The 22,952-nt window shown below is 58.2% G+C and carries 21 protein-coding genes and 3 pseudogenes; 13 read left to right on the top strand and 11 right to left on the bottom strand.

The window, feature by feature from the left end:
• Window positions 1-599: 599 nt before the first annotated feature.
• From AB7G19_RS40585 to AB7G19_RS40575, 3 genes are all read left to right on the top strand, one after another.
• A complete protein-coding gene (locus AB7G19_RS40585; protein WP_439037626.1) occupies window positions 600-797 on the top strand; it encodes a hypothetical protein in 198 nt (65 codons plus the stop codon).
• 770 nt (window positions 798-1,567) lie between these two features.
• Window positions 1,568-1,789, top strand: coding sequence for a hypothetical protein (locus tag AB7G19_RS40580; protein ID WP_439037627.1), 222 nt, complete (start codon window positions 1,568-1,570; stop codon window positions 1,787-1,789).
• A 2-nt stretch (window positions 1,790-1,791) separates the two neighbouring features.
• Window positions 1,792-2,064, top strand: coding sequence for a hypothetical protein (locus tag AB7G19_RS40575; protein ID WP_439037628.1), 273 nt, complete (start codon window positions 1,792-1,794; stop codon window positions 2,062-2,064).
• Between the two features lie 43 nt (window positions 2,065-2,107).
• Here AB7G19_RS40575 and AB7G19_RS40570 read toward each other — a convergent pair whose 3' ends face one another.
• From AB7G19_RS40570 to AB7G19_RS40560, 3 genes and pseudogenes are all read right to left on the bottom strand, one after another.
• Window positions 2,108-2,569 carry a hypothetical protein gene (locus AB7G19_RS40570; protein ID WP_441268799.1) on the bottom strand — a complete coding sequence of 154 codons (462 nt, stop codon included), beginning with the start codon at window positions 2,567-2,569 and terminating at the stop codon, window positions 2,108-2,110.
• 695 nt (window positions 2,570-3,264) lie between these two features.
• A pseudogene (gene istA / locus AB7G19_RS40565) lies at window positions 3,265-4,590 on the bottom strand (IS21 family transposase); the annotation flags it as partial.
• Window positions 4,591-5,006: 416 nt separating this feature from the next.
• Window positions 5,007-5,759: pseudogene (locus AB7G19_RS40560) on the bottom strand (PAS domain-containing protein); the annotation flags it as partial.
• A 485-nt stretch (window positions 5,760-6,244) separates the two neighbouring features.
• On the opposite strand from AB7G19_RS40560, the pseudogene AB7G19_RS40555 reads away from it, so the two are divergent.
• Window positions 6,245-6,988: pseudogene (locus AB7G19_RS40555) on the top strand (IS110 family transposase); the annotation flags it as partial.
• A 213-nt stretch (window positions 6,989-7,201) separates the two neighbouring features.
• On the opposite strand, the gene AB7G19_RS40550 reads toward AB7G19_RS40555, so the two are convergent.
• Window positions 7,202-7,564 carry a hypothetical protein gene (locus tag AB7G19_RS40550; RefSeq protein WP_439037630.1) on the bottom strand — a complete coding sequence of 121 codons (363 nt, stop codon included), beginning with the start codon at window positions 7,562-7,564 and terminating at the stop codon, window positions 7,202-7,204.
• A 734-nt stretch (window positions 7,565-8,298) separates the two neighbouring features.
• On the opposite strand from AB7G19_RS40550, the gene AB7G19_RS40545 reads away from it, so the two are divergent.
• A complete protein-coding gene (locus AB7G19_RS40545) occupies window positions 8,299-8,499 on the top strand; it encodes a hypothetical protein (RefSeq protein WP_439037631.1) in 201 nt (66 codons plus the stop codon).
• Window positions 8,500-8,548: 49 nt separating this feature from the next.
• Window positions 8,549-8,779: a DUF6894 family protein gene (locus tag AB7G19_RS40540; RefSeq protein ID WP_135217240.1), complete on the top strand. Its 231-nt coding sequence runs from the start codon at window positions 8,549-8,551 to the stop codon at window positions 8,777-8,779.
• Between the two features lie 72 nt (window positions 8,780-8,851).
• On the opposite strand, the gene AB7G19_RS40535 is transcribed toward AB7G19_RS40540, so the two are convergent.
• Together AB7G19_RS40535 and AB7G19_RS40530 are read right to left on the bottom strand one after the other, a co-directional pair.
• A complete protein-coding gene (locus AB7G19_RS40535) occupies window positions 8,852-9,094 on the bottom strand; it encodes a hypothetical protein (RefSeq protein WP_439037632.1) in 243 nt (80 codons plus the stop codon).
• 527 nt (window positions 9,095-9,621) lie between these two features.
• The gene (locus AB7G19_RS40530) at window positions 9,622-9,798 is read right to left on the bottom strand and encodes a hypothetical protein (protein WP_439037633.1); all 177 of its coding nucleotides are present in this window, start codon (window positions 9,796-9,798) and stop codon (window positions 9,622-9,624) included.
• Here AB7G19_RS40530 and AB7G19_RS40525 point away from each other — a divergent pair.
• Window positions 9,797-10,033 carry a hypothetical protein gene (locus AB7G19_RS40525; RefSeq protein WP_439037634.1) on the top strand — a complete coding sequence of 79 codons (237 nt, stop codon included), beginning with the start codon at window positions 9,797-9,799 and terminating at the stop codon, window positions 10,031-10,033. The two genes, AB7G19_RS40530 and AB7G19_RS40525, sit on opposite strands and share 2 nt — an antisense overlap.
• 364 nt (window positions 10,034-10,397) lie before the next feature.
• The gene (locus tag AB7G19_RS40520; RefSeq protein ID WP_439037635.1) at window positions 10,398-10,928 is read left to right on the top strand and encodes a PRC-barrel domain-containing protein; all 531 of its coding nucleotides are present in this window, start codon (window positions 10,398-10,400) and stop codon (window positions 10,926-10,928) included.
• Between the two features lie 402 nt (window positions 10,929-11,330).
• Here AB7G19_RS40520 and AB7G19_RS40515 read toward each other — a convergent pair whose 3' ends face one another.
• Window positions 11,331-11,666 (bottom strand): hypothetical protein, encoded by a 336-nt coding sequence (locus AB7G19_RS40515; RefSeq protein WP_439037636.1) that lies wholly within the window; start codon window positions 11,664-11,666, stop codon window positions 11,331-11,333.
• A 271-nt stretch (window positions 11,667-11,937) separates the two neighbouring features.
• Here AB7G19_RS40515 and AB7G19_RS40510 point away from each other — a divergent pair, with 271 nt between their 5' ends.
• A complete protein-coding gene (locus tag AB7G19_RS40510) occupies window positions 11,938-12,150 on the top strand; it encodes a hypothetical protein (protein ID WP_439037637.1) in 213 nt (70 codons plus the stop codon).
• 58 nt (window positions 12,151-12,208) lie between these two features.
• Here AB7G19_RS40510 and AB7G19_RS40505 read toward each other — a convergent pair whose 3' ends face one another.
• Both AB7G19_RS40505 and AB7G19_RS40500 read right to left on the bottom strand, forming a co-directional pair.
• Window positions 12,209-12,934: a hypothetical protein gene (locus AB7G19_RS40505; RefSeq protein ID WP_439037638.1), complete on the bottom strand. Its 726-nt coding sequence runs from the start codon at window positions 12,932-12,934 to the stop codon at window positions 12,209-12,211.
• 614 nt (window positions 12,935-13,548) lie between these two features.
• A complete protein-coding gene (locus tag AB7G19_RS40500; protein ID WP_439037639.1) occupies window positions 13,549-13,932 on the bottom strand; it encodes a hypothetical protein in 384 nt (127 codons plus the stop codon).
• 178 nt (window positions 13,933-14,110) lie between these two features.
• Here AB7G19_RS40500 and AB7G19_RS40495 point away from each other — a divergent pair, with 178 nt between their 5' ends.
• Both AB7G19_RS40495 and AB7G19_RS40490 read left to right on the top strand, forming a co-directional pair.
• On the top strand, window positions 14,111-14,473 hold the full coding sequence (locus AB7G19_RS40495; RefSeq protein WP_439037640.1) for a DUF6894 family protein: 363 nt from the start codon (window positions 14,111-14,113) through the stop codon (window positions 14,471-14,473).
• 1,061 nt (window positions 14,474-15,534) lie between these two features.
• Window positions 15,535-16,551 carry an acyltransferase family protein gene (locus AB7G19_RS40490; protein WP_439037641.1) on the top strand — a complete coding sequence of 339 codons (1,017 nt, stop codon included), beginning with the start codon at window positions 15,535-15,537 and terminating at the stop codon, window positions 16,549-16,551.
• A gap of 804 nt (window positions 16,552-17,355) precedes the next feature.
• Here the strand turns inward: AB7G19_RS40490 and AB7G19_RS40485 are convergent.
• Window positions 17,356-18,921 (bottom strand): GH12 family glycosyl hydrolase domain-containing protein, encoded by a 1,566-nt coding sequence (locus AB7G19_RS40485; RefSeq protein ID WP_439037642.1) that lies wholly within the window; start codon window positions 18,919-18,921, stop codon window positions 17,356-17,358.
• A gap of 398 nt (window positions 18,922-19,319) precedes the next feature.
• On the opposite strand from AB7G19_RS40485, the gene AB7G19_RS40480 reads away from it, so the two are divergent.
• Together AB7G19_RS40480 and AB7G19_RS40475 are read left to right on the top strand one after the other, a co-directional pair.
• Window positions 19,320-20,609, top strand: a complete 1,290-nt coding sequence (locus AB7G19_RS40480; RefSeq protein ID WP_439037643.1) for a hypothetical protein — start codon at window positions 19,320-19,322, stop codon at window positions 20,607-20,609.
• A gap of 77 nt (window positions 20,610-20,686) precedes the next feature.
• A complete protein-coding gene (locus AB7G19_RS40475; RefSeq protein ID WP_439037644.1) occupies window positions 20,687-21,679 on the top strand; it encodes a glycosyltransferase family 4 protein in 993 nt (330 codons plus the stop codon).
• Window positions 21,680-21,743: 64 nt separating this feature from the next.
• Here the strand turns inward: AB7G19_RS40475 and AB7G19_RS40470 are convergent, their stop codons facing one another.
• On the bottom strand, window positions 21,744-22,817 hold the full coding sequence (locus AB7G19_RS40470) for a glycosyltransferase family 4 protein (RefSeq protein ID WP_439037645.1): 1,074 nt from the start codon (window positions 22,815-22,817) through the stop codon (window positions 21,744-21,746).
• Window positions 22,818-22,952: the final 135 nt, after the last annotated feature.

Below are 22,952 nucleotides of genomic sequence, written 5' to 3'. Positions count from 1 at the left end.
CTTCATGTTTCACGCTGCTTATCAATCGTGCCATTGCAAAGTGCGGGCACGGCCGGCCACGGAGCACACGTGCGGCCTTGCGTTGGGGGCGCCCACCAGCGGTCAGCCCGGCGACGCTCTAGGCGCACTTCGGGTGGTTGTTGAGGTGAAGCAAAGCGCGCCGGGCGACTGTCGTAAGTTCGCCTAATGTGCAATGCCCTTCTTCGGCCGCTTGGATCAGTTGCTCCGCGATGTACTTCCGGCTCTCGTGATCGCCGCCGTTCGGGAGCTCGACGCACACTTGTTCTAACACGACGTCCATGCTCGCCGCACCCGGGAGCTGAGTTCGCCCATCGATTGATTTCCTCGAAAGAAGAAGCACACCAGCTTGCCGCTTGCGATGCAAAGCTCAACATCAAAGCTCTCTGAAGGTTAAGAGCTAGCTGGTGACTGAAGGAAGAGCCGTTGAGCAGCGATTGCGCTACCCCTTTCGCGAGCACAAAAGTGCACACAGCGCGCGCGTCGCATCGGCGATTGCTGCGAACCTATAGGAACGTTGCCCGCTCTCCTGCGATTGAATTGCAGCCCGTCAATGATGACGCGGCCAAAGGAGGCTTCGCATGAACCAGAACAATCAGAACCAAGGCGGCCAGCAGAACCAGCAAGGCGATAAGGGTGGCCAGCAGGGCCAGAACCCCAACCAAAAGCCGGCCAGCAGACACAGCACCCCGGCGAACAGAAGCCTGGGCAAGGCGGACAGCAGGGCAATCGCTAAACTTCACAAGGCCCCGGGCATAGCCCCGGGGCCTCTTCATTGAAGGCCTCGGACATACCCAAGCAAGGGCTTAGATGAACGCGGGCATTCGCGCGCATGTTTCGATTATTACAGGATCCTCAGCAGTGAAACCTACGCCAAAGAGCGAGAGGAATTCCGCCTCTTGCTCAGGCGACCACGGACGCGTCGATGTGCGATCGTTCGTGATTTGCGATGGCCGCAACACCTAAATGCGCGGCGGCGCTGGCGGCCGCGGTGGGTCGGGAAAGCGAGCTGGCCGCTCTAAGCGCGACGGGGCCGGCAAGCGACTGGGCTCAGGCGCGCGATTACCGCGCGTCATCCACGCTGCCAGACGAGCGTAGCTTCGCCTAAGAGCCGGAACTAACCAAGCCGCCGATGCGTTCTCTACATCTATGCTCGAAGATTGACTTTTGAGCCATTTAAAAGATTGCCGACTTTTCCCAACCGCGTAACAGATCGTCAATAGAGCGATGCAAACCTATCGCGATCATGGAAACAGACCGCTCGCTTGAGACAATTTTGCAAGACCTCCGCCGTCAGGAAAAGCCAGTGATCTTCAACCAGTATCACCGCCAATTTCTCAATCTTCTGCGGGATGCGATTGGATCGCCTGCACGAAGCTGCCCCGACACCCGCAGAACGACCCTTACCCTTCTGCGAAATGGATGGATCGAGCGGCGCTCAACAAAGATGGCGTCGAATACCGCATAACTGAACTAGGCTTGGCCGAATTGAGCCAGCCACGATAATTGCCATGTCGCACATCGGGGAACGACGGACGTGTCGACTGCTATGCAACTGATCGTCGCTGGCTACGTGAGGGCGCAAGATGAACGTGCCCTGACGGATTTGCTGGCGCATCGCCGAAAGTTGCTCGCTCAGCTGCAAGCCGTGTCTGGCATCAACCCACAAAACACGGTCAAAGCGATCCAAGAAGAGCTGGCGTTGGTCGAAGCCGGCCTAGAAGAGCTTAAACTTCCGCCCGGTTCGCTGCCTGAGAACGAGTGGAGCTAGCGATGCGCGTAAACAAGATCAATTGGGACAAAATCGGCCGGGTGACGGTGCCGGGTCGATACAAGTGTTTCTTCGGATATCTCACGGTCACGCCTGACGACCTCAATGTGTGGGCACGGTATCCGGACGCGACGTTTACTTTGATCACGCAAACGGAGTATGAGCAGTCAGTTGGGGACCTGGGCGCGTTCGACATCGGCAATCCTGAACGGTATGACGGCACGCCGTCGTCGCCTGCGGCACAGCCTCGATGGGCGCCGTCTCCAAGAGGATAGCGATCGGCGCTACCTCGCGGGTCGTAAACGGATCTCGTAACGGTCAAGAACCCGAAGCATTTGACGCCGTCCATCGCGAGCTGCGACTGCGCGGCCCTCTCAATCCAGATCGTTTCGCCACTTCGGCGACGATTAAACCCCGCTCCTGTAAATAAGCCTTCTGGGTCTCGATCAGGGTGTCTAGGACGGAAAGCGCGAGAGCGAGATCACGTCCCTCGCGCTTGAGCTTGGCGATGACCTTCTCTTGCTGACTGATGTGTTGTTCGCCCTCGCGAAGTCGGCGTTCGGCGACGATCAAACGCTCGCGCAAGCGCGAAAGCGGCCGCTCCTGCCTCTGCTCCGGCTCAAAGCGGGCGAGACGCCGTGGACCACACCAAACCTCGACAGGGTCGTTCGCCACCGCGGCAGAGCCCAGCTGTAGAGCCTCTTCGGCGCTATTGCAGTCGATCTCTTGCGCGTTCAGTGTGCTACCGCAGTCGTCGAGCGTGGAGAGATAGCAGCGCATCGAAGTTTAGCAGCTGTTGTTCAGTCAGGAATTCCGACGCAGGCCTAGACGTTCCTTCTTGAGCACTCACCGGCTCGACCTTCCGGTGCGGCTTCTCAGTTCCCGAATTATCTTCCAGCGGGGATATCAAGCTTAATTTGAAACTTTGATTGCGGTGACGCATCGGAGGGGTAGCTTTACGCACCGGACAAATTGTCCCCGTCCGGGTTCACCATGGCGAGGCCGTCGCGCCAAGATACTCGGCGCGGCGGCTTCGTTTTTAACGTCGATAGGCGAGTTCGTTGTGACGAATGAACAGGACGATGACTCGCTTGATCTCATCGGGATGCGACAACAGATCACGGCTTTGCGCTCGCAGCATTCCGACAATCTTCCGGTCACAGCGATATTGAACCGTTTCCTTGTGAAAATAGCTTTTCTCTCAGAGCCAAAAGATGCGGCGCACGTAAAACATTTGCGATCGGAATTCACTCGGACCCTGCGAAGCGTTGAAGCAATCTCGCGGGGCCTATCCGTAAAGCCCGAGTAATACTGACGCACGAAGGCCCCTGCATTCGCCGACGCTGCGCCGATGCTGGATGCAGTTGCGAAGCCGTTCTCGTTTCGCGTATCGAGGCCTTCACGGCGAGGGGCCGTCGCCACAAGCGGCGGCCCGCCCATGAGCGGCCTAGTAAGCACGCCGCACTACTCGGGGCAGAGGCTTCCACCGCGGGCAGACCGTCAGTCAGCACCGCGTTGAGGATGTCGACCATCTGCCGATTGCCGTCGTCGGTGCTGGCAAGCTTGCGCCGGATCCGCTCGATCGCGGCTGGCAGCACCCAGTCTTTGAAGGGAGCACCGTTGCGCAAGGCGCCGGGTTTGCGGGCGAGCACCGGCACATAATGCCAGGGGTCGTAGACGGTATCGCCGCGGCCAAAGGATCGCGGGTGCTCGGCAACGATGCGTCCATCCTGACGGATCACGATGCGATCGGCATAGGCTTGAACCTCGACCGGTCGTCCGACTGCGCTGGCTGCGACCGAGTACTTGTTGTTGTCGAAGCGCACCAGGCAGGTCTTCGAGACCGATGCCGTCACCGCATGGAAGCCGTCGAAGCGGCCGGCATAGGGAACGAGTTTGGGGCGTTCGGCTTCGAACACTTCCCAGATCGTCTGATCGACCAGCTCCGGATGGCGATGAACCTTGGCGTAGGCGATGCATTTGTCGAGCAGCCAGGCGTTTAACTCGTCGAGGTTTTTGAACCGCAGCCGCGGCGTGAAGAAGCGTTCCCTGACCAGCCCGACCTGGTTCTCGACCTGCCCCTTCTCCCAGCCCGACGCTGGCGTGCAGGCGACCGGATCGACCAGATAGTGGCTGCACATCTGCAGGAAGCGGCGATTGTAGAGACGCCCTTTACCGACGAAGATCGTCTCTACGGCGGTCTTCATGTTGTCGTAGATGCCGCGGGTGCAGGTGCCTTTGAACAGGGCGAACGCCCGGTCGTGGGCGTCGAACACCATCTCCTGCGTCTCCCGCGGATAGGCCCGCACGAACAGCATGCGGCTGTGACAGAGCCGGACATGGGCGGCCTTCACCATCACCGTGGTGCCGCTCAGCAAGACCACCTCGTGGCTCCAGTCGAACTGGTAGGCTTCGCCTGGGGCAAAGCTTAGCGGGACATAAGCAGCCGCGGTCGATTGCCCGCGTTCCTTGCTCCACCGCCTGGCGTAACGCCGCACCGCATCGTAGCCGCCGTCATAGCCACGGCTGCGCAGCTCTTCGAAGATCCGGATTAACGTCAGCTGTTCACGAGCCGGTTTGGCCGCGTTCGCCGCCAGCAGTCCGTCGAGCTCTACTGCCCATCGTCCCAGCTTTGGCCGCGGCTGCACTTGCCGCTCGTACTCGAAGGAGGTCTCTCCTGACCTCAGCACCTTCCGGACCGTGTTCCGCGACACCTTCAGGTCACGGGCAATCTCCTTGATCGTCTTGCCCTTGATGAAGTGCTCGCGCCGAATCCGCGCAATCGTCTCCACGATCAGCATCCTCGACCACCTGCTTCATTCCAAAGCAGGCAGCGCAACAGACCAACCTATAGGGGGTCAATTTTGGACGCCGATCCCCCGGCTTAGGGGGTCAATATTGCAGGCCGAATGACAGACCCAGCTTCGGATGTCCGCCTGTGCCCCATTGCGGACTCGCTCCGGTGCAGTTCAGTTTGCCTCCTCGATTGAATATGCTGGGCGGTTCGAACGTAGGCAGTCGGAACTCAAGCGGGCATCAGATTGATGACTCGCATGATGGCGGCCCCATCACCTATGTTCTCAGTGTCCTCCGGTTCACCTTTGACACAGGTCCATACGTCGTTTCTCTTCACCGTGAACGGATGGCCATCGCGATGATCTAGCCGCATTTCGCCGTCGACGCACTGGCAAACCATATCGTTTCGCATGGCATCATCCTTGGCAAATCCGACAAGCTTGCCGGCGTCATCCCGGATGGCATCGATCACGACGTGCGCCCAGAAGGCGGTGCCGTCCTTTCGGACTCGTTGACCTTCATGCTCCCAGCGCCCGTTCCGGGTTGCGGTCTCTAGGCCGATGCGCGGAAGTCCGGCGGCGCGGTCGGCATCCGTGTAGAAGTCGGAGAAGTGCCGGCCAATGATCTCCTCGGGGGCATAGCCTTTGATGTGCTGAGCACCGGCGTTCCAGCTCGCCACGTGGCCTTCGATATCGAGCATGTAAATGGCGTAGTCGATAACGCTTTGAACCAGCAACCGGAACTGTGCTTCGCTTTCGCGCAGTTTGGCCTCGGCGGCCCTGCGCTCAGTCAAGTCGCGAGTGATTTTGGCAAAGCCAACAAGCTCCCCCTCAGGGGAGCGGATCGCGTCGATGACAACATGAGCCCAGAACTGCGTGCCGTCCTTGCGCACGCGCCAGCCCTCGCGCTCGAATCGGCCAGTGCGCTCGGCCTCAGCCAAGGCTAGAGCAGGGACGTTCTGCGACCGCTCAGCTTCGGTGTAAAAGGTCGAGAAATGCTGACCGATAATCTCGTCTGCTTCGTAGCCCTTGAAGCGCTTAGCCCCGGGGTTCCAACTGGTCACACGACCCTCGCGATCCAGCATGTAGATCGCGTAGTCAGTGATTGCCTCAACTAGTAGCCGGTAACGGCCGTCGTTGGTCTGGGCATCTTCAAAGCGGTTTAAGGTTTCCATACCAATCCTATCCCAGCCCCTGTGAGCGTGGGACTCAGCGTACTGAAAACACAGGTCAATCGTTTCGGTTCCATGAATGCCGGCGGAATCTCTATCTCGCCTGAGGAGCAAAGCAGAAGCCAACGGCAACCCTCAAAACGTCTTGTTGATTATCGACGAAACGCCGTCTCCGGACGCGCATTCTTTAGCCGCGGCAGCGACAATCGCTGGGATACGTCCTCGGCGCGATTAACGACAACCGGTTGAAGTAGGTGGTCTCCATGAAGGAATAAGTGCGATGCACAACCATTGCGTCAAAGTTGGCTTTGCTCCCAGAGACCCTTTGGGTCATTAGCCGATAAACCAAGGGCCGAAGGAGCATGTCGGCTTTGCCCGTCAAAGCGGGCTTTGCCCCCTCAAAGCGGACACTTATGATGGGGTGGACGCCGCCCGACGGCATCGAGTGCCAAAGTGGAGGTGTTGAGCACCACTTAAGGGAGGCGTCCTTGTCAGAGCTTATCATAATCGGTCTGGATATCGCCAAGCATGTTTTCCACGCTCATGGAGCAGACGGGAAAGGGCGAGCTATATTCAGCAAACGGATCAGCCGAGGAAAGCTGCTGGATTTCTTCGCAGCCCAGCCGAGTTGCACGGTAGCTCCGGAGGCATGTGGCGGAGCGCATCACTGGGCCCGTCAGCTGACCCAGCTTGGCCATGAAGTTCGGCTGATCCCTCCCGCCTACGTAAAGCCGTTTGTGAAGCGGCAAAAGAATGACGCGATCGATGCTGAGGCGATCTGCGAAGCGGCGCAGCGGCCGAGCATGCGGTTCGTGGCCGTGAAGAGCGAACAGCAACAGGCGGCGGGTCTGGTGTTTCGGACCCGTGACCTACTCGTGCGGCAGCGAACCCAGCTCATCAACGCGATCCGGGGTCACCTCACTGAATATGGTTGGATTGCACCCAAGGGGCCGTCGCATGTGGCGACTCTTGTCGATCTGATCGAGGAAGAAGCGATGGCCAGCTCGCTTCCCGAAGCGGCCCACACCATGTTCCGATTGATGTTAGACCTGCTGACCGACCTCAATGGCAAGATCGCAGACCTCGACAAGGAGATCGCGCGACGCGCTCGCGAGGACGAAGTATCGCGCAGGCTGATGACCGTTCCTGGCATCGGCCCGATCTCCGCCACCGCGATCGCCGCTCTAGCACCGCCGGCCGAGACTTTTGCCAAAGGCCGTGACTTCGCGGCCCGACCTCCACCCGAAAGCCTTCCGGCATGCGCGGCACTTCACCTTCGCCAGCAGCGTTGCAGGCCGGGCAGAGGGCGCCAGCGCCGCCACAGCTGCAGGCGTGCGGGCCGTCCCAAGGGCGGTCCGGGTGGTTCTCGCAAACCCACCCGAGATCGTCGCAGTTGGTGCACGTCGTGGCGCGTCCGCCGGCCAGCGGCTTACCCTCGCTGGACATCAGACGACCCCGCGCAAAGGCAGCGCGAGCTGCATGTCGAAGCGCCTTGTGGCGTTAGCAGCGATGAAGTCTTGCAATGAAGACGAGATCTCGGCGTCGGTGTCGGCCGCGCGCCGAACCAACGCGTCGGCGACGTCGGAAGTCGCGTCCCGCGACCACCCCTCGACGGGATTGAAGGATACAATCCGGACCGGATAGGCGTAATGGCCGGAAAGGAGATTTTGCAGGACGCCCTCGAGGTCAGTGTCAGCCTCATCCGTCTCGCGCCAGGCGCAACCGGCGCGCGCGCCGAAGTCTTCAAGCACCAGATAGATGTCGCGGTCGAGGCGGTCGGCTGGCACGATCGAGGGCGAGGAACGCATACGCTACTCCGACATGACAAGGGGGAGAGACCGCCCCGACTGCGGGGGGATCAAGGGGGTAGGCCGGAGCCGCTCCGCCAACTCTGGCAGCGAGCCAGCGACGACTCAAATATTCGCCCGCCGTTGTGGTTCCTTATGGTCCCAGCGTGGAAAGTTCGCTTCTCCTCACCGGCGAGATTCACAAATGTTAGTGCAGTAGCTGAGATGGTCGGGAAAACTCGGCAAACCGGGGAGGCTGGCAAATTTCATTTCGAAAATTTTGAAACCCGGAAAGTTAGGGCCGCTGTACGAAAGCAGCGGCCCTTGTCTTGTGCCACGCCGCACGCGCTTGTTCTGCCCGGGAGGGCACCTCTCGTGCGAGAAGATCCAGTCGCCTGGCAGACGAGGACTTGATTTCTGGAAGACGCCGAATTTTGATTTTGGCATCGCCGGGGCTGGTTTTCATTTGCGAACAATATTGTGACCGGCGGGAGGGGCCGCCGGTACGCGGCCCTTTCTCTTTAGGTGGAATGGGCAGAAGGCCCAGTCCAGTTGCCGCTGCTTCGGAGCGCTACTTGACTTCCAAGGCCCCACGTTCCGCATGCCCGGGCGCTGGACAGACCTCAGTGACCTAGTTTGAAATCTGTGTGGCCTGATTTGATTTTCCCAACATTTGTTGGTGGCGAGCCGAACGAGGCTGGCTAAATTTCTTGCTGCAAGCCCAACGGTTAGGACCCGTATGCACGAGGCCAGTCATGATGAAACGCCGCAGGTTTAAGCAGACCACCACCCTCGAAGAACGTCTCGCCCAAGAAGCCCAGCGATTGAGAGAGGAAGCCAAGAGGCTCCCGCACGGCCCTGAGCGCGAATTCCTCCTCCGCAAAGCCAGACAAGTTGAGACTGGCTGTCACATCAACGATTGGCTGAGATCGCCCGGGCTACAGTCGCCGGAGTAGGAACGGGCGAACATTTCTTCTGTTGCTCTCCCTCGAATGAGGGCGGCGCATGACCCGGTACTACTTCGACATCCGGGACGACACCGGTCTGTACCCGGACGAGGAAGGCCTGGAATTCGACACTCAGCAAGAGGCCGAGGTCGAAGCCGCTAGGTCGCTTGCGAACTTGGCAAAGGACTTTGCCACGATACGGCAGGACGTTTCCGTGGAAGTGAGAACAGACGTTGAGCGGGTGTTTCAAGCCGCGTTCATTTTCGACAGAAGTAGGACGAAGCAGTAAGGGCGCTTCAGTTGGCGGCCTCGGTGTCGCGAAGAGGGAGCAAGCCGCGGGCGGCTTTGGGATGCACCTGTCTTACCCCACATCCGAACCGGCTTCTCCTGCGTGCCAACCCTTCTCTGTAGGTTGATAACGCTCTCCGTATTTCACCAGCCAGCCGCCTTCAACCATCTTCTCTGCCAAAGCCTTCGAGCATGCCGCCTGGTTGCTGCCGGGGTAATACAGGCCGTCTCTGCGCTCGACAATAAAGCCGTAAACGCGCACCAGGCGAAGGGCGTTCAGCATGCCGGGAATGAGAACTACGGTCGTGCTCGTCATTGCTCTCCAAGCAACGCCAGCACCGAACGTTCCCGAAGCCACTCGTTAAAACCTGCGTCAAAACCTGGCGGCGCGGAACGAGCTCGAGCTACTGCCCGTCGTGGTGTGGAAAAGGTGTCGCTTAGGTCTGCCTAGCGTTGGAATCGCTTAGGCTGCCTACGGCGACGGAATCCAGCTGGGACTGGACAGTTGCACCCGAGGGCGGCGCGGCTTAGATCCCGCGTGCTCTCGGAAAGAGATAGGAAGTAGCGGAGATTAAGACTTGGGCTGGGAACGTCCGGATGCTGGCCGGCTTGTCTTTCCGGTGACGGTCTCTGTCCCACAAGGTCAGAGCCTGTCCGGAGGCCCCAGCATCATCATGCCCCCCGGCCGATGCTGGGGCCGTTTTTTTGTGCGAGGCATCGATTGGATGAGACTTGGAGAGTTGTGTTCGCGATTAGTGCGACGGCTATTGTCGCCGCCGGCTCCTTCTTTGCCATCCGGTTTATCATCGGATTTAACTTCTGACCTTCGATCTGAATGGATCGCTACTTCTGCGCGCCAATCCAGTGGTCCACGATGGCAAGTCGCCCATCGCCACGCTCGAAGTCGGGCGGGATCTCGGCGCCGCGACTGCCGCAACCCTGGCAGACGAACCGCGGCTCGAAATCGGACAGCCGCAGATCGTCCGGCCGGCGATCTAGTAGCAGACGGCGGGCCTTCATGGAAACGCGCGAGGACTACCTGCTTCGAATAGCGAGTGTTTTGGATGTTATCGCGATGGACGAGCGGCTGATAATTCGCGACCGATACATTGAGCGCACGTTCGGCGGCACGCGTGCCCTCGCGATTGCAGAGGCGGGAGTCTTTGCCCGCGCTCATGGCTGCACGTTTCGTTACGACCGCATCAAGCGCCAAGGAGAGTTCACCCGTGCATATCCGGCAGGCGGCAGGGCGTGAAGTGGCTCGTCGAGAGCGCGTGAGTGTGGGGAGCCGCCAGCTAGCGCACAGGGGCGCCAGCTGGCGGCATACCGCCGGCAGTTGAAGCGGAGGCACGAGGCCCGCCGGCTCACGCTGGCGAGCCTATCACGTCGTACTAAAACGCCACGCCTTTGACAGTCATTGGTCCCTCTTCGGCCTCGGGGGTCAGATACTTGCGATTGATAGCCGCCGCCTTGCACCAGCCATTTCCTTTGCCGTCCCGACCGCGGTCCAGCGCCGGCCTTCGCGTGCGGAGGCGGGCTGGCACTAGGGAAATAACCGTTCCGCCGCTGGAACCACTCCCACCGCAATATTGTTTCCCTAAAAACATTGGAGGAACATCATGATTTCCAAATATCTTGCAATAGCCTTCCTGGCCACCGCGTCGATGACCGGCGCGGCGGCGGCTCAAACAGCTACAAACCAAGCGGCCTCGGCTACCAGTGCTACCACGCACAAGGAGGGTGAATGGCGCGCGTCCAAGCTCGCCGGCGTCGATGTGTACAATGAAGCAAACGAGAAGATCGGCGACATCCACGACGTGATTTTGGATAGGTCAGGCAGGGTGGCCAATGTCATTCTGGGTGTGGGCGGCGTTCTCGGCCTGGGCGAGCATTACGTGGCGGTCGCCTTCGATAAGCTGAAGTGGGTTGACCAGCCGGTGACCTCGACAACTGCGTCAACAACGTCCCCACCGGGGAATGCGCCTGCAACTACTTCCGCTCCAGACAGCACCACGCGAACCACCACCGGTGCCGCAACTACCACCACTACAACCACCACAACCAGCGCCAGTGCGCGTTGGTATCCCGATCACGCGGTGTATAACGCCACTAAGGACGAATTGAAGGCCATGCCGGAGTTTAAGTACTAACTTTGGTACGGGAATGCGCCTGATACGGCTACTGATCGCTCGTTACTGAGACAAAGGGCCCGCCGGTTCACGCTGGCGGGCCGTTCCGGCAGGCTCGTGCGTTTATGGGCGCCGGCAGTCCCGAGTGCGCCCAAGGGGATGATCAAAATTGCTCAGGTTTGGTCTGCCACAAGTGTTAACAACCTTTATCACCGTCCGGCTCATGGCTTCTATCGGTTGTACGAGAACGCCCATTGCGCTCCCGCCCAACCGAACAGGGAGCACCCATGTTCAAGCAATCATCGATGTTTCAATACCGCTTAGAGGACGAGACAATTGACTTGCGCAAGCAGGCTGAGGGTATGCCTGATGGCATTCGACGCGACGAACTTCTACGGATGGCCAGCCGGATCGATAACTCGGTTACCCTGTGCTGGATTCACCCGGTCTGCGCGCTTCGACATAAGCCTCCCAGCGCAGAGAGGCCGCCTCAGTGATTGCAAGCCGTGAGTTGCCCCGATCGAAGTTGGGTCGGACGTCGGCACCTCGGCTCCCGCACCCCTGACAGACAAACTGTGGCTCGAGATCGGAAAGCCTTACGCTGTCAGGCCAAAGGTCGGCGTCCAGAGCGATGTGATGGCCACAATGGCAATCGATCAAGACGCCACGCAAGCCCATCTCGCGCATCTCACCGAAGGTGATTTTGAGCGGTCGCCCGTCGGTGTGCGTGGGCGTGTGACGGCGGACAGGGCGAGGCATGCAGCCATCAAAGCGGCACCGGAGCGGCTCGCAAATTATCAATCCCTTGGGCCTCGAAACGCGCGCGAGCTACTGCGCGTCGTGGGTGTGGATAGGCGCCGCGCTTTCGCCTGCGTCAGCAGCGGCAGCAGGGTCTCGACGGCGCGCGGGATCTCGAGCGGATCGCGCTGGCGCAGCCATTGCGCACGGTCTGCGGGCTGATCCAATGAAACTTTTGGTCCCAGCGGAAATTGTGCTTCGGGCCAAATCTTTCGTTTCGGAGGATCGGCATATGGCCAATTCTGTTCGCCACCCATGGACCTTAGAAGACCTCGAGAAGCTCAAGGCGATGGCCGGGAATCACCGCCGCGAAAAGATAGCCGCTGAATTGAACCGAGGCGTCTCGTCGGTGGCTGTCAAAGCGCATCAGCTCGGTATCTCTTTGCGATACCATGCGCTGCCAAAGCGTCGACCTTCAACAACCGAGTCAGCGCCGGGCCATTGACTCGATTGTTTTCGAACCTGCGTTGCCCTCTTCGACCTGGAGCGGAAGTTCGCCACCGTCAGGCGACACCGCGCAAGGGCAGAGCCAGCTGCATGTCGAGGCGCTGTGTGGCGTTGGCGGCGATGAAGTCTTGCGGCGCAGATGAGATCTCAGTGTCGGCTGCGCGCTGAGCCAGGACGTCGGCGACGTCGGAAGTCGCATCGCGGGACCACCCCTCGACGGGATTGAAGGATACAATTCGGACTGGGTAGGCGTACAGGCCGGACAGGAGCTTTTGCAGGACGCCCTCAAGGTCGGTGTCAGCCTCATCCGTCTCGCGCCAGGCGCAACCGGCGCGCGCGCCGAAGTCTTCGAGCATCAGATAGATGTCGCGGTCGAGGCGGTCGGCACGATCGAGGGCGAGGAACGCATCCGCTACTCCGATACGACAACGGCGGAGAGGCCCCGGCTGAGAGGGGGTCAAGGGTAGGCCGGGGCCGCTCCGCCAACTCTGCCGGCGAGCTGGCGACGACTCAAATATTTCGCCGCCCTTGTGGTTCCTTAAGCGCTGGTGCCGATCAGCCGGACATACGTCGTGCAGCTGGAGCCAGCCGCGCTCGATCGCGTGTTTGAGCCCGGCGCCGAACTCGCCGCCACTGCCCTTCAGGTTGAACAAGAAGGGCGCGTTGATCCGCTCGATGTAGATGCGGCCGTCCTGTACGGCTTCGATATTGGCTGCGAGCTCGACGAGCTTGCGCGCGGCCATTTCCGGGCCCGCATAGGGGCGTTCTGCGGCGTGCTTCATCGGCGTCTCCCGTTGGCCGCCTGCGCGGCGGTGATGTGGATAAGCTCTCCGCCGGATTCCAGCTGTCGAATGTGGTTCCACAGACGCTGCGCATCAGGGTGTTCCTGATCTCGCTGTCGTGTTTGTCGCCCCGCGCCCGCTTTGCATTCATTTCGGCGCTTTCGCGATCGTGCCGTGGATTGATGGCCGCGGCGAGCACGACAGGTTTGTGCGTTTGGTGAGTGCCATATGAGTGCTACTGAAGAGACGATACCTAGCCCAATCCAGCAAGCCCGGGTGGGTGCTGACACGTGGCGTTCTTAATAGACTCCAGTAACCGTCGATCGCTCCGGGGTAACAGAGGCCGCAGGCGAGTCGGCTGCCTTGCGTGGAGAAATCTCGACGTTGCAGCTCTTCGGCCTTTATTCACGTTGCGGGGTACGTGGGGGGCTGCTCCCAAAAATACGTGCCGCCGCGGCCAGCGCGTATTGTTGTCTTTTCGCCCGCGCCTTTCGGCAAGCTCTGGAATCTTCACGAATGCGAATCCGGCGACCATTGTGTCCCAATACACTAAGAATATATCGGAGCAGTCTCTAGGTACGCCGGCATACGATCCGCAGCGAAGCAATAGTAGCCTAACCTTTGTTATCCTCGTCGGACTGCTTTTCCCCCAAGCGCCCGTCATGCTTTGTGCGTAACTTGGTAAGCTTCGAGACGAGGGTCTCTTCACGTGGCACTTTTCCGTTCTCGCCTACAGTTCGTCCTCTGAAGCGGAGGAAGCCGCGGCGAAGGGCGTCGTATGCTTCGAGGAGTGGCAGTGTCAGCGAGAAGAAGGCGCCAAGCGCAACCGCGATGATCACGTGTCGAAGCGAGAGGGGCGGGTCGTCAGCAGGGGGGGCATCGGCCCGGACGGGTAGCCTGGAGTTGGGCGCCCGGCGCTTCCGCGGAGCTATCAACACCACGACGGCCAATACATTGATCAACAGCCAGGCGCCGAGAATGATGAGAATTGTGCGCATTAAAAATCCCGAGCGCGCGTCGCCTAAATCCGCAGCATTCTAATTATTTGGTTCTAAAACTTACTATCTTTATCGGGATTTTGCACTAACGCAAAATCGCCGGCCGACGCAGGCCAATCCGTCGTAACCTATTGCGGGTGTCTGCGCAGGTAAGCTCGGGCACCGCAGGCTCGACCAAATGGCCGCTGGCGCGGCGCTTCTTGGACAGGCCCGCGTAGCAAACAGGGGCTCGGCTGAGCGATGGGCTTACCTCTTCGGGACTAGCGCCTCCGGGGTAAGGAAGAACAAACAATTCTTCGGTTTTAAAGATTATGCCGCGATATTTTTTCATGTGGTTCACCACCGCCGCCGGATTGATCAAGAGGGTGAAGACCTGCTCGATAGGCACGCCGCTTGGAAAGCAGCCGCCGAAACGGCAGGACAGAGGTTGAAAGGCCTCGATGGCAAGCTTAAGCCCGAATGCGACTGGCGGATGGAGGTCACGGACGAATTTCAAAACACCCTATACATTCTGCACATCGGCGCGGAGAGGCCGAGATAAGGCCGCCTCAGTTGTTCGGCCGGTACGTTCCTAGTTGCGAGTCAGCCGACCTTCACTGAGCATCAGCTTCACGTAAGTGCCGCTCTCGTGCTTCGACAACCGGCCGTGTTCGACCGCGAACTTCATGCCCGCGCCGAACTCGCTGCCGCTGGCTTTAGCTTGAACAGGAATAGTGCATAGAACTTGTCGATATAGATGCGGCCATCCTGAGCTACGTGCGCGCTTGGCCCTCATTTCGCCGCGCGAGTCGCGATCGTGCCTCCGTTCGGCGAAGGGCGCTGTCGGGGATGGTGGGCCGCAGCTCCTCCACGCGGACTCGAAGACCTTGCGCGGCTTCGAAGGTGGCGGCAATGCCTCTTCAGCCGGTGCCCGGCCCCAAGCCCGTAGAAGCCAGTTGCCCATCCCCATCGATCGGCATGTATCGGCTCGCCTGCGCGCACGCCAATGGCCCCGACACAGACATCGGTGAGTAGATTTGGTAAGTCTTCTCGTGCGGATTGTTATTGCGACAACCGGTGAGGGTGGTGTCATTGGTTATGGCGAGAGGATATGCGCTAGCATGGCGCCGAGCCAGCCGCTGGGCTTGCAGGCCGATTTCTAGCGGGCGCAAGGGGTTGGTCAATTTGGCTGCGGTTGATGGACGCGGCGATCACGGCAGGTTTTGTGTTCCGGGGGCGGGGGTAGAGTTTTCTGTGGTAGCTTGTGCGCGTCTAAACTCTACGGCTAAAGCCAAATACTTGAACCCCTATTGCGCCGCCGGGCTGTTCCAGTAGTCTACGCGAGAAACATTTGCGCGTTTGGACATCTAATATCCCGCTCGGCATCATCTATTTCGCCCACCGAGCGCCATTTCGAGAGCTTTTGGCAACCCATTCTTGGCGTCGAGGACCCGATGCTGTATGGGCCGATTTGTTGACGTCGTTTATTTCTACTACTTATCGTCGCGATGTTCGATTGCCCGCGAAATGTCGGTTTGCCGAGACGAACATTAATTCGAGCCGGTCCTTCAGTCACGCTTTATAAGTAGGATTAATCATTTGGGACAATCATCGACATCTCGCTTGGAGTTTATCGGTATCCAATATTTGAGAGGCGCGGCTGCTTTGATGATTGTCGTCTTTCATTGCGGAGCGCAAATAAGCCGCGGAGGTGCTCCACTTCCTAATCATCAATGGCTCACCATGGGAGTTGACGTCTTCTTCGTAATCAGCGGCTTCATAATGTGGGTCTCTACTGCTCCGCCAAGTGATGTCAGCCCTTGGCGCTTCTGGTGGCGGCGTGTGCGTCGTATCGTTCCGCTGTATTGGCTTGTCACCTCAATTGCCGTTGCCGCGCTCGTGTTGACGCCATCATTAGTTAAGTCCGGAAAATTTGATCTCTGGCACGCCGTGAGTTCGTTCCTGTTCGTTCCCTCGAGTCATCCCATCACAGGGAAGATGGAACCAGTCGTTATTCCTGGTTGGTCACTGAACTACGAAATGTTTTTCTATTTCATTTTCGGCGCATGTTTGTTCTTGGGAAGACGCTTTCGATTGCTCGTGCTCTTGATTGCATTGGTGGTGCTCATTGCCGCCGGTTTCGTTTTGAAATCTGAGAACAAGACAATTGCGTTTTACACGTCGCCATATCTTGCTGAATTCGCTATCGGCGTGCTGCTCGGCTTCTATGTGACAAGGGGAGGGCGCGCGCCACGAGCCGCGTGTATAGCGCTCTTGCTTCTGGGCGCGTCTTTGTCGCCTGCGACTGAATCTGGTCTGATCGGCGCGCTAATCGCGTCCACGGCAGTCGTTGCTGGAATCGTGCTTCTGGATGTCTCTCAGCCAATTGAATTCTACTGGTTGCCATGCTTGCTGGGAGATGCGTCCTATTCGATTTATATCACCCACTCCTTGGTGATATCCGCGTTCGGGCAGTTGTATCAGCGAGTGGGTCTGTTCGAACTAACTCACGGAGTTCAGTTGTATCTCGCTGGCGCAGTGCTGACTGCAACGGTTGTCGGAGTGATCGTCCACCAAATGATTGAATTGCCTATTTTGGGTAACGCGTTTTTCCGTCGAGCGGAGCCGTCGTCTGCCTAGAAAGCGTGCCGATCGCCGCGCTTCTGCAACGCCATGAGGCCGTCTTCGATAATACGAACGAGCGATATAATCGGATAAGTCGCTTCGGCCGCAAGGCGAACGGTGGCTCAGCTCCAATTGTCACTACCTGCGGGAGGCAAGTATGATGCAACGCGGTTAACGGTATCGCTTCATCGACGAAAGTGCAGATGGTAGTTACTACCCCGCCGTGCATCGACGCGGCGGCAATCTGGTGGTTCGAAGCGTCGCCTGCCCGGGGCAGCGCGAGTAGTAGATAACACCAGCGAGTTTTGGCGCCGTCGGTCATAACGGAGAAATTTTCATGAGGGACGTGAACGGATTCTCCGTAGTGCGTCATCCCATCGAAGCGACTTCCGCGCGCAGACCGCCAATACCCTGAAGAGTCACCATCAGGGTAGAGGGGAGGCGAATTGCGTTGAAGCGTCCGAGTTACCGATGTCGTAGACCTCTCGCGAGACGCTTGCTCGCTTGAGAGGGGCGACAACGGCCTAAGCCGCCTGGAACAGGCGGACTGCGCGGCAGCGAGCGGTCTGCCCCACTGCGCCCAAATTGCGACCTTCATCGTCTGTGATCACACGCGGGTCACCATCCTTGCGGCCGGCGCAGGATATCCAGAGAAGCGCTCGAGACTTCAAGAAATCACGCACTTGAGCCGCGCGATCATTGCTTGTCTTGAACGGAGGAGCAACTCTGCTACCTCTGACTGAGAATTCCTGGAGATCTCGATAGGCTTAAGAGCTCGATCGACGGTTTACCGGAAGCGGATCGTTGAGCGCGAGATCCTCAAGCGGCCAATAGGAAGGCGGCGTTCGTCTGCGCCAGTTGAAGAAGGTCCGCTCCCGAGTGCATGGTGGAATCCACGTGATAGTTCAGGAGGGTGTGAGCGGCGTCATACTGAGCCACAAGCACCGAGCCGTCGTCCTTTTGTATCAGACCGGTGACGCCGAGCGCGTTACCCGCTGCATCGCTGTGGCTGACAAATACGTCTCCGTTAGGGGCATGCTTGATGCTATCGACAAATGCGAGCGACTTGTTGAAATCGAACAATTTGATGAGCGGATCACCTACGTCGTCGGTCGAGACAAGTTTGTAACCGGTGAACGTTCCATTCGGATCTGTAATCGCTTGGTAAGGAGTGTTGCCGGCTGCCTGGCCGTGGGCATCGTATTGAACAACCGTTTTTGTGCCGTCGGCGGCTGTGGTCTCGATAGAGCTTCCAGTGACGCTGCCTGTGCTCGAATAGTAGACGGTCGTGACGTCTCCGGCGCTGCCGGTTTTAGATATCTCCCATCCTGTCAACGCGTGCGACCCACTGTAGTGCGCCGTTAGGGTTGACCCGTCGGCGTTTTGAATGACGCCGGTCAGGCTCTGAAAATTGCCATTAGCGTCGTGTGTCTCAGTAAAGACATTTCCGTTCGAAGCGGTGTTGATCGATTCAGTAGTGAGCAACGTTCGCTCGCTGTCGTACGTCCGAACAATTTGATTGCCGGCAGCGTCGGATGTCGTCTCGTGGTAACCGGTGAGGACTCCCAAAGAATTTGTTATGGGCTGAAGGTCGTCCGCACTCCCTCCGACAATCATTGTGCCGTTGCCTGATATCTCCTTGTGGGTGCCGTCAGTCGTCGTCAGCGAAAGATCAAGATTGTTGACGGTTAGAGATCCAGAACCTGAAATTACCTCGGATCCAAAATCGACGGAAGCGAGCCATTCCTTGTCGGAAACGACATTGAGGCTTTTGAGGCTATCGAACACCGATTTGATATCGATCGTACCCGCAGGGACATCTTTGTCCAAAATGAGCGCCGTATAGGTGCCCGTATGGTAGAATGTTCCCGAATACGCCCCATTGGAGTATTTGCCTATGGCATCTCCCCAGGGTTGGAAGCCATTGCCATGGGTCCATATCATGATCTCGTTTGTGACGGTTGATCCGTCGCCATTCGGCGCACTGGTCAACCAGATATCGAACGAGACATTGAAACCGGTTGTATCTCCCGAATAGGTCGTACTGTAGTCGGCGGTGAGAGCTGCGATGTTCCCCAACTGCATCGGAAAAGTGTGTGTCGTATCGGTCGCATTAACCGTATCGCCGTAAGGCGCGACGCCAAAAATGATGTCCGGATAGGCGCGGACCGGCGAGTACAGATCGGTGACGGTTGGGAACGACCATTGAAACGTGGTCCCTTCCGTCAGGTTATTCAAGTTGGACGTACTCTGAATCGTGTAGTCAACGCCATCAACGAGAGAGCCTGGATTCCAGGCATTGTTCGCAACATATACGCCATTCTTGACGATGGTCTTCTGACCACCGACCATATGGATCTCGTAACTCGAGCTTGGCGCGTCCATGAATCAAATTCCCACAAATGATGTGGGTCAACTTTTAGGACGAGGCCTGTTTCTGTCACTTTAAGCTGAAAGATAAAAGGCGGCAGGTCGCGCGGCAAAAACACGCTGGGGTGGCGCTTTCTTCAAGCAAACGTCCACCACGAGTTTACATTAATGATGCAACTGGACGAAAAATACTGGCACATGCAATACATGTTGAAATAAGCAGGAGTAGTTCAAGGTCGTCGGTCGTTAATTTCTAACGAATTCGAGGCCGATCGGGGCCCATCCCAAGTGATTGCGTTTTCAGTCGTAGTTGAAGACATCATCCCCAGCGGTTACCACCGATCCGATGTCCATCGCAGGCCGCCGTCGGCGCAGCTAGATTTCGTGGCCCTTGATCAGATCGAGACTGACGCATGAGCACCTTTTCCTGGAGTTCGACAAAGCTGTTGCGCTACGCGATCGCCGTCGTCGGGCCCGTCAGCGTGGCAGCGATCCATCTCGCGCTTTCCTTGCTTATGCTGCGAGTATTGTCACCTGCCGAATTCGGCGTTTTTACATTTTTGCTGGTAGCAGCTCAATTCAGCTGGGGCATTTGGAGCGCGTTGTTTTGTGCGCCTTTGCCAGTACTCTTGCTGGAAACTTCGATCGCCGAACAGCGCATCGGGATCAACGTTCTTAGGTGTATCAGTTGGATTGCCGCAGCGTTTTCGATCTCCGTTTTCTTTGTGGTTGCGGAGCGGCTCGGGCTGAGCACATCAGCGTCGATTTGTTTTGCCCTTTATGGCGCGGTCGCGCTTATTCGCTGGTTTGGGCGTTCTTTCGCCTATGTCCGCTGCCAGCAGCTAAGGGCGGTGGCGTCGGATCTGGCGTACAGCGTCAGTCTTCTCGCGATGCTTGCGGTCACGATCAGACTGCTTGGCTGGCCCCCCCAGATCGCCTGCTACTTTTCGATGTTGGTTGGCGCCATAATCGGGGTGGTGCCGATCGGGAAAGCGTATTTTTCGCTGCACGTCGGCGAGGGGTGGGGCGATGCATTTGCCCGGTACCGGCTGATTTGGAAAGATCAAGCCAGATGGGCATTATTGGGTGTGTTGACAACCGAGGCCACCGCAAATGCACATGTCTACATCGTCACTTTGTTGCAGGGGCCCTCTGCATTTGCACCAATTGCCGCAAGCTCTCTGTTGATGCGCCCGATTAACGTCGCTCAGAATGCACTTACCGATTTTGAGCGCCCACAGATGGCACGATTGATCGCAGGAGGACAATTTTCCGCCGTCAGACCGTCTCTTGTGTTGTTCCGTGCCGCGCTTGCGGCGATTTGGATTGCCACCGTTCTGATCAGCGTCGTCATCTTTCTGTGGTTGCCACGTCTATTGTTCCCGCCGACCTATGATTTGGATTACGTAGCAACTGCAACCGTGCTCTGGACCGTATTCGCCGCACTTCGTCTCCTGCAAACGCCGGAGAGCGCGCTCCTCCAGGCCGCGGGAGAATTCAAGGATCTTGCAATGGCTAGCGTTTATTCGTCGATCGGGAGCGTCGGAGCCGTTTGGATGTTGGTGATGTTCGCCGGCCCTCTGTGGTCCATCGCCGGCCTGTGTCTTGGAGCAATCATTTATCTTGGAGCAACCCTCTATTTTGCTCGAAAATGGTTGAGAGAAGCCAGTCGTTTAGAGAGAGCGGCCGAATGCAACGGATAGTTATGATTGCCCCCCATTTCCCGGAATACTCTTATTTGCTGTCTAGGGCCCTGTCGGAACAATCCGACGTTCGATTGATGATCGATCAGGCTGCCCTGATTTCCGAGTATGAAGGACGATCGCGTCCCGCTGCGCCCCGGGTCGAGGTCCAGCAAACCAACCTCGTCTCAATTCGCGATTTGTGGACGCTCCTGATCGGCATCATTCGGTTTAGGCCTACGGTGATACACTGGCAGGAGCCAAGCGGATTTCGGAAGGCGGTCTTAGCCGCTATTGTAGTAACGCTGGCGCGACGATTTGCGGTTCTCGCGCTTACCATCCATGATCCTGTCCCTCACATGGGTGGGGATCACGCGATCGCTAGGAGACTAGCGCCGCTTCGTCGATATACGCGACGAAGTGTTCACCATATCTTTGTCCACGGCCTCTCATGCCGCGAGCAATACCTTGAGGAGTACCTCCCGGCACCGCATCGCGATGACCGGGTTCATATCACGGAGCATGGGATCATCCTTGCGGGAGAAAAAATTTCCAGCCCAACAGGTCCGTTTTCGATGCTGATGTTCGGTCGAATGGAGGCCTACAAGGGATTGGAGGTACTGTGCGAAGCCATGGAGATTTTCCTCCGGGAGGGCGGAGAGGGTACATTGCATATCGCTGGTGCTGGCCCCGAACTGGATCGACTCGAAGGGCGCTTCCGTTCTCTGCCTTCAGTCGATGTGACCAATCGCTTCCTTCCGGCTGCCGAGATTATCGTCAAGATGGGCGCGTGCGACGGCTTGGTGTTGCCATACCTCAGCGCGACCCAAAGCGGCGTGCTGTCAGCCGCCTTCGCGAACGGGAGGTTTGTCGTCGCAAGTCGCGTTGGCGGCATTGTTGATGTGGTTCAGGATGGCGTCAACGGGCTCCTGGTCGAACCGAACGACGCCGGTTCTTTGGCGCGGGCATTGAGGCGCCTCTCAGGAGACCCTGGATTGCGCGAGCGGCTACGGGCAGGGGCGCTGGAAACCGCCCGTGCCCGTCTCGATTGGTCCAAAATAGCTGCGAAAATGATCGCTGAATATCAATAACGCCATCAGCACGAACGGGTTGTGTCTGCTGAAGTTTCTTTCCACTCGGCCTACGAGCACGCTTCTAAGTTGGGCTCCGTGTGGGTTGCAGTGATTCGAGCAGTAGCATTGCTGCCGAGGGCCACGCAAAATCCGCTCTCACTTGTCCGGCGTGCGCCGCTGCGCGGGATCTGATGTCAGCCAAGGTGCAGGTGGTTAGATGTGCGACGGCGTCTTCCACGGGCTGTAGGCGGCTCACAAGCAACCCGTCATAGTCCGAGATCATGGATCTGGCGCCAGCCAGATCCAGCGCTAGCGGTAACGTGCCCGAAGCCAACGCCTCAAGGACGATGAGCGGATAGGAATCCACTTGCGAGAGGTGCACAAGCACGTCCGCGTTGCGGAGTTGGCCCATCAATTGTTCAGGCGTGGCCCACCCAAGCAGGCTGACATGCTCGGAGAGGCTCTTCTCCTCAATACTTTTTCGCAGCGAAACGCGCGTTTCCTCGTCTGCACTGCCGACGATCTGCGCCGAAAAAGTCACGCCAGCCTCTCGAAGACGCGCACAAACATCGATCATCAAAAAAGTGCCCTTCGCAACGGAAAGCCTGCTCGCATGTATGAGCCGCAGTTCACCCGACGGAAGCTCTAAGTTGTCGGTGTTGGCTGGCGCAGAGATCGGCTCAAGGACCTCCGGCGGTAAGAAGGTTCGGATGAGCGACCGTTGGACGTTCGATGGGAGAGCTATTTCGCTTTCCTGGGTTCGCGATAGCAACGCAATCCGATCGGCTCTTGACAGAATTAGCCGAGATATCGTCCGCAAGGTCGAATTGCGCTGTGACTTCCAATTCAAGCCCAAATGCGGGGTCACGACGGTTTCGTAGCCCAGTGCCTTGGCAACGAGAATGTAGATCAGATCGGGGAGATTCACATACTGGATCCAGGCCACAGCATTGCCCCGAGCGCGGGAGGTGATGAGGCGCAACACGCCGAGCACAAATGCAGGAAGCCGCCGCAATGACAAATATGCCGTGCTGGTCCACAGACGTTCGATCCGGAGTTCGGGGCAAATTCGCTCCATCGAGATTTTGGCTCGATCGCAAAACGCCTCGACGCCTCCCAAGTGATCGCACGTGCCACCAATGACGAGAATTCTCATCGCGGCAGCGCCTCAGCCGCGGGTTGGTTCGGCCTACTAAATGCAAGCTTCTGGTGCGGAAAACTCATGTCATGTGCCTAAAAATATCTTTAAAGTGCCGCATTTTTGCCCTCCGCGGGCGATTGACGTACGAAT

It is taken from the genome of Bradyrhizobium sp. 215_C5_N1_1 (assembly GCF_052075935.1).
Classification (GTDB): domain Bacteria; phylum Pseudomonadota; class Alphaproteobacteria; order Rhizobiales; family Xanthobacteraceae; genus Bradyrhizobium; species Bradyrhizobium barranii.
Note: the sequence above shows the minus strand (reverse complement) of the source record. Positions and strands in the feature narration are given on the sequence as shown.

Coding starts and splice junctions, on each gene's coding strand:
- AB7G19_RS40580 (WP_439037627.1), top strand. CDS start 1,568: ATGCAACTGATCGTCGCTGGCTACGTGAGGGCGCAAGATGAACGTGCC.
- AB7G19_RS40585 (WP_439037626.1), top strand. CDS start 600: ATGAACCAGAACAATCAGAACCAAGGCGGCCAGCAGAACCAGCAAGGC.
- AB7G19_RS40480 (WP_439037643.1), top strand. CDS start 19,320: ATGAGCACCTTTTCCTGGAGTTCGACAAAGCTGTTGCGCTACGCGATC.
- AB7G19_RS40515 (WP_439037636.1), bottom strand. CDS start 11,666: ATGCCTCGCCCTGTCCGCCGTCACACGCCCACGCACACCGACGGGCGA.
- AB7G19_RS40485 (WP_439037642.1), bottom strand. CDS start 18,921: ATGGACGCGCCAAGCTCGAGTTACGAGATCCATATGGTCGGTGGTCAG.
- AB7G19_RS40470 (WP_439037645.1), bottom strand. CDS start 22,817: ATGAGAATTCTCGTCATTGGTGGCACGTGCGATCACTTGGGAGGCGTC.
- AB7G19_RS40570 (WP_441268799.1), bottom strand. CDS start 2,569: ATGCGCTGCTATCTCTCCACGCTCGACGACTGCGGTAGCACACTGAAC.
- AB7G19_RS40540 (WP_135217240.1), top strand. CDS start 8,549: ATGACCCGGTACTACTTCGACATCCGGGACGACACCGGTCTGTACCCG.
- AB7G19_RS40510 (WP_439037637.1), top strand. CDS start 11,938: ATGGCCAATTCTGTTCGCCACCCATGGACCTTAGAAGACCTCGAGAAG.
- AB7G19_RS40525 (WP_439037634.1), top strand. CDS start 9,797: ATGGAAACGCGCGAGGACTACCTGCTTCGAATAGCGAGTGTTTTGGAT.
- AB7G19_RS40545 (WP_439037631.1), top strand. CDS start 8,299: ATGATGAAACGCCGCAGGTTTAAGCAGACCACCACCCTCGAAGAACGT.
- AB7G19_RS40530 (WP_439037633.1), bottom strand. CDS start 9,798: ATGAAGGCCCGCCGTCTGCTACTAGATCGCCGGCCGGACGATCTGCGG.
- AB7G19_RS40500 (WP_439037639.1), bottom strand. CDS start 13,932: ATGCGCACAATTCTCATCATTCTCGGCGCCTGGCTGTTGATCAATGTA.
- AB7G19_RS40505 (WP_439037638.1), bottom strand. CDS start 12,934: ATGAAGCACGCCGCAGAACGCCCCTATGCGGGCCCGGAAATGGCCGCG.
- AB7G19_RS40575 (WP_439037628.1), top strand. CDS start 1,792: ATGCGCGTAAACAAGATCAATTGGGACAAAATCGGCCGGGTGACGGTG.
- AB7G19_RS40475 (WP_439037644.1), top strand. CDS start 20,687: ATGATCGATCAGGCTGCCCTGATTTCCGAGTATGAAGGACGATCGCGT.
- AB7G19_RS40520 (WP_439037635.1), top strand. CDS start 10,398: ATGATTTCCAAATATCTTGCAATAGCCTTCCTGGCCACCGCGTCGATG.
- AB7G19_RS40550 (WP_439037630.1), bottom strand. CDS start 7,564: ATGCGTTCCTCGCCCTCGATCGTGCCAGCCGACCGCCTCGACCGCGAC.
- AB7G19_RS40495 (WP_439037640.1), top strand. CDS start 14,111: ATGGCCGCTGGCGCGGCGCTTCTTGGACAGGCCCGCGTAGCAAACAGG.
- AB7G19_RS40535 (WP_439037632.1), bottom strand. CDS start 9,094: ATGACGAGCACGACCGTAGTTCTCATTCCCGGCATGCTGAACGCCCTT.